The 6228-nt window shown below is 54.1% G+C and carries 7 protein-coding genes; 6 read left to right on the top strand and 1 reads right to left on the bottom strand.

Annotation, left to right across the window (positions count from 1 at the left end; translation table 11 throughout):
• Positions 1-94 precede the first annotated feature (94 nt).
• Positions 95-655, bottom strand: a complete 561-nt coding sequence (gene gmhB / locus ACLRGG_RS01140) for a D-glycero-beta-D-manno-heptose 1,7-bisphosphate 7-phosphatase (protein WP_416248021.1) — start codon at positions 653-655, stop codon at positions 95-97.
• A 444-nt stretch (positions 656-1099) separates the two neighbouring features.
• Between gmhB and metN the strand changes: the two genes are divergently transcribed.
• From metN to proS, 6 genes are all read left to right on the top strand, one after another.
• A complete protein-coding gene (gene metN, locus ACLRGG_RS01135; protein WP_416248020.1) occupies positions 1100-2131 on the top strand; it encodes a methionine ABC transporter ATP-binding protein MetN in 1032 nt (343 codons plus the stop codon).
• Positions 2124-2777 carry a methionine ABC transporter permease MetI gene (locus ACLRGG_RS01130; protein WP_416248019.1) on the top strand — a complete coding sequence of 218 codons (654 nt, stop codon included), beginning with the start codon at positions 2124-2126 and terminating at the stop codon, positions 2775-2777. Before metN ends, ACLRGG_RS01130 begins: the two co-directional genes overlap by 8 nt.
• A 26-nt stretch (positions 2778-2803) precedes the next feature.
• A complete protein-coding gene (locus tag ACLRGG_RS01125) occupies positions 2804-3619 on the top strand; it encodes a MetQ/NlpA family lipoprotein (RefSeq protein WP_416248018.1) in 816 nt (271 codons plus the stop codon).
• Between the two features lie 148 nt (positions 3620-3767).
• Positions 3768-4172 (top strand): envelope stress sensor lipoprotein RcsF, encoded by a 405-nt coding sequence (gene rcsF, locus ACLRGG_RS01120; protein WP_416248017.1) that lies wholly within the window; start codon positions 3768-3770, stop codon positions 4170-4172.
• Positions 4169-4876: a tRNA (N6-threonylcarbamoyladenosine(37)-N6)-methyltransferase TrmO gene (gene tsaA / locus ACLRGG_RS01115; protein ID WP_416248016.1), complete on the top strand. Its 708-nt coding sequence runs from the start codon at positions 4169-4171 to the stop codon at positions 4874-4876. Before rcsF ends, tsaA begins: the two co-directional genes overlap by 4 nt.
• Before the next feature lie 109 nt (positions 4877-4985).
• On the top strand, positions 4986-6228 hold a 1243-nt coding region (gene proS / locus ACLRGG_RS01110; RefSeq protein ID WP_416248015.1), incomplete at its 3' end, for a proline--tRNA ligase.

Genomic DNA, 6228 nt, shown 5'->3' with positions numbered 1-6228 from the left:
GATGGAGGCGCATTATAGGGATGCGTCCGGGGAAGGCAAGTATAAAAATGAACTTTTTTACCGTTCGCTGAAAGTTCGCGCAGAACGCTGCTTTTTACCCCTGTTTAATGCGTGAAGGCAGGTCTGCGAGGCTGTTTATGACCCAGTCTGCTGCATTTTCACCCTCTTCGGTTACGGGTTTACCGCTACGCACTAAAACCTTTTTACCTACGCCTGCCGCTTTTCCTGCCAGCATGTCCTCAGGTTTGTCACCTACCATATAAGAAGCGGCCATATCGATGTTCAGTTCCTGCTGAGCTGACAGCAGCATACCGGGCTGTGGCTTACGACAGTCACACTGCTGGCGATACTCTTCTACTACTGCATCTGGAAGATGCGGACAGAAGTAGATGCCATCCAAATCGACTTCGCGATCGGCCAGCGACCAGTCCATCCATTCGGTGAGCTGCATAAAGGTATCTTCATTGAAGATACCCCGCGCAATACCGGACTGATTAGTTACCATCACCAGCGCAAAACCCATTTTCTTAAGTTCACGCATTGCGTCGATCGCGCCATCAATAAACTGAAAGTTGTCGATTTCATGCACGTAACCATGATCGACATTCATTGTGCCGTCACGATCGAGAAATATTGCGGGTACGGTATTAGCCACCGGAAGCTCCTGTCATTACCTGTTTCGTTAGGGCATATCATATCTCTGCGCCCGTAACAGAACCAGTAGAGTAATAGCGATCGCACTTTCATCGGGTAGCCTGACCACGATGCTCCCTGTTGATGCGTACAGCATTGCGGTGTGACCGAGGTATAACTTCTGCATGCTAATACACCCACTCTGCCCGTGATCTCATGCGACATATCCCCCTGCGATCAAGAGCGCCATACTGGCCGTGAGCAAATGCGCTATAAAGGACAACCCGGAGCTTTTTCAACAATGCCGCTGCGCGACGACTGGTTCATTGTGCGAGAATTCACGGGCAGCGCAGCGAATCATACTTTGATTGATTCAGCCGTCTGGATGCCTTACCATCCACTCGCGCCCGGCGTTGCTCGGGAAGCACTTTACTTAACGCCACGGATAAACAGCAGCGCACTTAAAATGATAAAACTTTCGCACATAACTAAGGTGTTCCAGCAGGGCACACGCACCATCACGGCGCTGTCAGACGTCAGCCTGCATGTGCCTGCGGGGCAAATTTACGGCGTCATCGGCGCGTCAGGGGCTGGGAAAAGCACCCTGATCCGCTGCGTTAATCTGCTTGAACGCCCCACTTCCGGTTCTGTTCGGGTAGATAATCAGGAGCTCACCACGCTTTCTGAAAGTCAGCTAACCCGGGCGCGCCGGCAAATCGGCATGATTTTCCAGCATTTTAACCTAATGAACTCCCGAACCGTCGCAGGCAATGTCGCCCTGCCGCTGGAGCTGGGCAAGCTGACCAGCAGCGAGATCAAAACGCGCGTCACTGAATTACTGGCTCTTGTTGGCCTGGCTGACAAGCATGATGTCTGGCCAGCCAATCTTTCCGGCGGTCAGAAGCAGCGTGTTGCTATTGCCCGCGCGCTGGCCACCAATCCCAAAGTGCTGCTGTGCGATGAAGCCACCAGCGCTCTCGACCCGGCAACCACGCGCGCCATTCTCGAATTACTTAAGGACATCAACCGCCGCCTGGGCATCACCATACTGCTGATCACCCATGAAATGGATGTCGTTAAACGCATCTGTGACGGGGTGGCGGTCATCAGCAACGGCGAGTTAATAGAGAACGATACGGTCAGCGAAGTGTTTTCGCACCCTAAGACGCCGCTGGCTCAGCAGTTTATTCACTCTACGCTCCATCTGGACATTCCCGACGATTATTCGACGCGCCTGACGGTGGAGCCGCGGCCTGACGCCGTACCTTTATTGCGCCTGGAGTTCACCGGCAAGTCGGTAGATGCCCCTTTACTCTCTGAGTCGGTGCGTCGTTTTAATGTGAACAACAATATTATCAGCGCGCAGATGGATTACGCCGGCGGCGTGAAGTTCGGCATTATGCTTACCGAAATGCACGGTACGGATGCCGACACGCAGGCTGCAATCAATTTTCTTAAAGAGCACCATGTAAAGGTAGAGGTACTGGGTTATGTCTGAGGCAATGGTATGGCTTCTTGGCCGGGGCGTTTGGGAAACGCTGATGATGACCTTCGTTTCCGGTTTTTTTGGGTTTGTACTGGGCCTTCCGGTCGGCGTGCTGCTTTACGTAACGCGCCCGGGGCAGATTATGTCCAACCAAAAACTCTACCGTATCCTCTCTGCGCTGGTTAACATCTTCCGCTCCATACCCTTTATTATTCTGCTGGTATGGATGATCCCGTTCACCCGTATCATCGTCGGCACCTCAATTGGTTTACAGGCGGCAATTGTCCCCCTGACGATAGGCGCAGCACCCTTTATTGCCCGCATGGTGGAAAATGCCCTGCTGGAGTTACCGTCCGGGCTGATTGAGGCGTCGCGCGCTATGGGCGCCACCCCCATGCAGATCGTACGCAAAGTGCTGCTGCCGGAAGCGATGCCGGGGCTGGTAAATGCAGCAACGATTACGCTGATTACGCTGGTGGGCTATTCTGCTATGGGGGGCGCGGTCGGTGCCGGTGGTCTGGGTCAGATAGGCTATCAGTATGGCTACATTGGCTATGACGCGACGGTAATGAATACGGTACTGGTATTACTGGTGGTACTCGTTTATCTGATCCAATTCAGTGGTGACCGCATCGTTCGCGCGGTCACGCATAAATAACAGCACATTCAGATTAAGGAAGGGATATGTCTTTTAATTTTAAAACACTGGCCGCTGTGGGCGCGCTAATTGGTACGCTGGCACTGGTTGGTTGCGATCGCAAAGAAAAAGATCCTAACCATATTAAAGTCGGCGTGATCGTCGGCGCGGAGCAGCAGGTCGCTGAAGTCGCTAAGCAGGTGGCAAAGGATAAGTATGGTCTGGACGTTGAGCTGGTCACCTTCAACGATTACGTGCTGCCTAATGAAGCACTGAGTAAAGGCGATATTGACGTCAATGCCTTCCAGCATAAGCCTTATCTTGATCAACAAATCAAGGATCGTGGCTACAAGCTGGTTTCCGTCGGCAATACCTTTGTTTACCCGATTGCGGGCTACTCCAGGAAAATCAAATCGCTGGATGAGCTGCAGAATGGCGCGCAGATCGCAATTCCTAACGATCCGACGAATCTCGGGCGTTCACTGCTGCTGTTGCAGAAGGTGGGCCTGATTAAGCTGAAAGAGGGTACCGGGCTGCTTCCAACGACTCTGGACGTGGTAGAGAACCCGAAAAATATTAAGCTGGTTGAGCTGGAAGCGCCGCAGCTGCCTCGCTCGCTGGACGATCAGCAGATCGCTCTGGCGGTTATCAATACCACCTATGCCAGCCAGATTAACCTTACCCCAGAGAAAGACGGCATTTTTGTGGAAGACAAGAATTCACCTTATGTGAATATGATTGTTGCCCGTGAAGATAACAAAGATGCTGAAAACGTGAAGAAATTCGTCGAGGCCTATCACTCTGACGAAGTCAGTAATGCCGCGAGCAAAATCTTCAACGGCGGCGCCGTGAAAGGCTGGTAAAATACCAGGGTTCGCGGTTTCACTCCGGTGATAACCGACACGCCATTGACAAAGCGGGCGATTGCCCGCTTTATTATTTCCAGAACGCTTGTTATTACCCACCAGGGTTGCTTCAATAACACCACTTACCGACTATAAGGAACTTCACATGCGTGTTTTACCGCTCTGTTTGTTAGCCCTTTCGCTGACAGGGTGTTCGCTGCTGCATAAACCATATAAACCCGTCGAGCCCTTCAAGCAAACTACGCAAACTGAGCCAGCACGCACCAAACCTGCGCCGCGCCCTGTCCCGGTAAAACTCTACACCGATGCAGGCGATCTGGTGAGCAAGCCGTTCCGTGATTTGGGGGAAGTTTATGGTGAAGATTGCCAGAACAGCGCACAGAGTTCACCGCCAAATATTAACACCGCTCGCAGAAGGATGCAGACGCGCGCGTCCTCGATGAAAGCCAATGCCGTCCTGCTCCATCAGTGTGAAATCGTCAGTAATGCGCAGGGCTGCTACCGTCAGGCCGTTTGTCAGGGTTCCGCCCTGAAAGTGTCCAACCAGTGAGTACGTTTTCCTTCCAGCAAATAGGCACCCTTCGTTCTCCCTGGAAGGAAAAGTTTGCCGTTCCCCGCCAGCCGGGCCTTATCCAGGATGGCGGCGGAGAACTTCACCTGCTTCCCCCCTATAATCAGCCCGAAGCCGTACGCGGATTAGCGGAATTTAGTCATTTATGGCTGCTGTTTGTCTTCCACCAGACGATGGAAGGGGGATGGCGCCCCACGGTGCGCCCTCCACGGCTGGGCGGCAATGCGCGGGTTGGCGTTTTCAGTACCCGCTCCACGTTTCGTCCTAACCCGATAGGTATGTCGCTGGTCGAGCTGACCGGAATGAGAGTAGATAAAGGCAGCGTTGTGCTGGAGCTGGGAAGCCTTGACCTGGTTGATGGCACTCCCATTGTAGATATTAAACCCTATCTGCCGTTCGCAGAGTCCATTCCTGATGCCCGCGCCGGCTTTGCCCAGCAGGCACCGGATGCGTCAATGCCGGTGAGTTTCTCACCGCTGGCGGAACAGCAGATAGCCAGCCAGAGCCAGCGCTATCCGCACCTGGCGCGTTTTATCCGTCAGGTGCTGGCCCAGGATCCTCGTCCGGCCTACCGCAAAGGCGAAGAGCCGGAACGGGAATATGCCGCCTGGCTGCTCGATTTTAACGTTCGCTGGAGCGTGACGGGCGCCGGAACCGTCGTAATCGCTGTCGATCCCCGTTAATTTATTTCCCTGCATCTTTTGAGAGTTAACACTCGCTGGTACACTACCGCCAGCATTTTAACTGCCTGGCTTAATTCGTAAGCTTTCCGCTTAACTGGAATCGTAACTCATGCGTACTACTCAATATCTGCTCTCCACCCAGAAGGAGACGCCTGCCGACGCTGAAGTGATCAGCCATCAGCTGATGCTGCGCGCCGGGATGATCCGCAAGCTGGCATCCGGGCTTTATACCTGGTTGCCGACCGGCCTGCGCGTACTTAAAAAAGTCGAAAACATCGTGCGTGAAGAGATGAATAGCGCCGGTGCCATTGAGATTTCCATGCCGGTCGTGCAGCCCGCCGATCTGTGGCAGGAAAGTGGACGCTGGGAGGAGTATGGCCCGGAACTGCTGCGCTTTGTCGATCGTGGCGATCGCCCTTTCGTGCTCGGCCCGACGCATGAGGAAGTGGTTACCGACCTGATCCGCAACGAACTGAGTTCATACAAACAGCTGCCGCTGAACGTATTCCAGATCCAGACCAAATTTCGTGATGAAGTGCGCCCACGCTTTGGCGTTATGCGCTCACGTGAATTCATCATGAAAGATGCCTACTCCTTCCATATTTCCCAGGCCTCTTTGCAGGAAACTTACGATGCGATGTATCGCGCTTACGGACAGAGCTTCAGCCGGATGGGGCTGGATTTCCGCGCCGTGCAGGCAGATACCGGCTCCATCGGCGGCAGTGCATCCCATGAGTTTCAGGTGCTGGCGAAAAGCGGTGAGGACGATATCGTTTTCTCTACCGAATCGGACTATGCGGCCAACATTGAGCTGGCAGAAGCCGTCGCTCCTGCCGGTGGTCGCCCGGACGCCACTCAGGAGCTGAATGAGATTGATACGCCAGACGCGAAAACCATCGCTGCGCTGGTGGAACAGTTCGGCCTGCCGATTAAAAAAACCGTGAAAACGCTGCTGGTGAAGGCAACGCCGGAAAGCGGCCACTCGCTGGTTGCCCTGCTGGTGCGCGGCGATCATGAGCTGAACGAAATCAAAGCGGAGAAAATTGATGTCGTTGCCGCACCGCTGACGTTTGCCAGTGAAGAAGAGATCCGCGCGGCTATCGGTGCAGGGCCGGGTTCACTTGGGCCAGTAGGTCTGTCACTGCCGGTCGTGGTTGACCGCACCGTGGCGACCATGAGCGACTTCTGCGCGGGCGCCAATATTGATGGCAAACACTTTACCGGCATCAACTGGCAGCGCGATCTGCCGCTGCCGCGCGTGGCGGATATCCGCAATGTCGTCGAAGGCGATGCCAGCCCGGATGGCAAGGGAACGCTGCTAATCAAGCGCGGTATTGAAGTAGGGCATATTT

The organism is Erwinia sp. PPS120 (assembly GCF_047918655.1).
In the GTDB taxonomy this organism is placed as follows: domain Bacteria; phylum Pseudomonadota; class Gammaproteobacteria; order Enterobacterales; family Enterobacteriaceae; genus Erwinia; species Erwinia tasmaniensis_A.
The sequence above is the reverse complement of the archived record's forward strand: the minus strand, read 5'-3'. Positions and strand labels throughout refer to the sequence as shown.

Bases quoted from the DNA above. Each gene is read 5' to 3' on its own strand.
- metN (WP_416248020.1), top strand. From the start codon at position 1,100: ATGATAAAACTTTCGCACATAACTAAGGTGTTCCAGCAGGGCACACGC.
- rcsF (WP_416248017.1), top strand. From the start codon at position 3,768: ATGCGTGTTTTACCGCTCTGTTTGTTAGCCCTTTCGCTGACAGGGTGT.
- ACLRGG_RS01130 (WP_416248019.1), top strand. From the start codon at position 2,124: ATGTCTGAGGCAATGGTATGGCTTCTTGGCCGGGGCGTTTGGGAAACG.
- ACLRGG_RS01125 (WP_416248018.1), top strand. From the start codon at position 2,804: ATGTCTTTTAATTTTAAAACACTGGCCGCTGTGGGCGCGCTAATTGGT.